This window comes from Burkholderia sp. Ac-20345 (genome assembly GCF_017104825.1).
In the GTDB taxonomy this organism is placed as follows: Bacteria; Pseudomonadota; Gammaproteobacteria; order Burkholderiales; family Burkholderiaceae; genus Burkholderia; species Burkholderia lata_B.
Window position 1 is genome coordinate 1 of the sequence record NZ_JAAGPO010000507.1, and the last position, 1,267, is coordinate 1,267.

Annotated in this window: 1 protein-coding gene; it reads left to right on the plus strand. The window is 71.6% G+C overall.

Annotated features, from left to right (window positions below; translation table 11 throughout):
* Positions 1-168: 168 nt before the first annotated feature.
* Positions 169-1,267: FAD-dependent oxidoreductase (locus G3O06_RS48325; protein ID WP_241020632.1), on the plus strand; the 1,099-nt coding region annotated here is incomplete at its 3' end.

The following is a 1,267-nucleotide window of genomic DNA, read 5'->3' on the forward strand; positions in this document are numbered from 1 at the left end:
TCCCGCGCGGGCGCGGCAGCCGGCGGCCGTGGCGCGGCCGCACAGTCGGTGCTCGCCCGGCGCCGGTTCCCCTGATTTTGGCGCTATCATTCCGGGTTCACCGGGCCGGGGCCCTCAGCGAATTCTCACCGGGCGGCGCCTGCGCGCCGCCCGTCATCGAAGCAATCCATGGATGTCATCGTCATCGGCGGCGGAATCAGCGGCGTCGCCACCGCCTACCAGTTGCGCGCGGCCGGCCATCGCGTATGCGTGGTCGAACGCCACGCGACCGTCGCGCAGGGTGCGACCTACGGCGACGGCGGCGCACTGCTGCCGAGCCCGCTCGACGTCTGGTTCGGCCCGACCTTCATGCGCCAGCGCCAGCCGCGCGACAGCGGCATCGTCTACAAGCCGGGCTTCAACGGCGGCGTGCGCCGCTTCGTCAAGCAGCTCGGCACGCTGCGCGAGCCCGACGCGTTCGCCGCCCAGTACGCGCGGCTGCGCCCGCTGATCGACGCGTCGCGCGACACGCTCGCCGACATCGAGACGCGCCTCGAACTCGAATTCGAGCAGAAGCCCGGCATCCTGCACGTCGTGCGCGATCCGCGCGACTGGGACGCGATGCAGCCCGCGCTCGACCTGCTGCGCACGCTCGACCAGCCGTACCGCCTGCTTTCCGCCGACGAATGCGCGGCGCTCGAGCCGTCGGTGCCGGCCGAGCCGGGCTTCGCCGGCGGCGTGCTGCTCGAGACCGAACGCACCGGGAATTGCCCGCTGTTCGCGAAACTGGTCAAGCAGACGCTCGACGAGCATGGCGTGCAGTTCCGCTTCGGCGCGGAAGTCGCCGCGATCCGCGTCGACACCGGCCGCGCCGCGGTCGAGCTCGTCCCGCCCGGCGACCGGCGCGCGTCGAACGCACGCGAGGTCGACGTGATTTCCGCCGACGCGATCGTGGTCGCCGCCGGCGCCGGCAGCCTGCCGCTGCTCGACCGGCTCGGCTGGCGCCTGCCGCTGCACCCGGTGCGCGTCCACACCCTCACCGCGCCGGTCGCCTACGAAGAACACGCACCGCACCTGAACGTCATCGATTCGATCAAGCGGATCTCGATCACGCGCACCCACCAGCGGCTGCGCGTCGGCGGCGGCGCCGTGCTGCAGAGCCTGCCACTGCAGGAACTGCAGCATCCGCTTCAGGTACGTATAGACCGGCGTGAGATCCTGCCGCGCGAGCCACGCCGTGTAGCGCGGCACGTTCGCATACGAATCCATCGCGCACACGAACGAATGC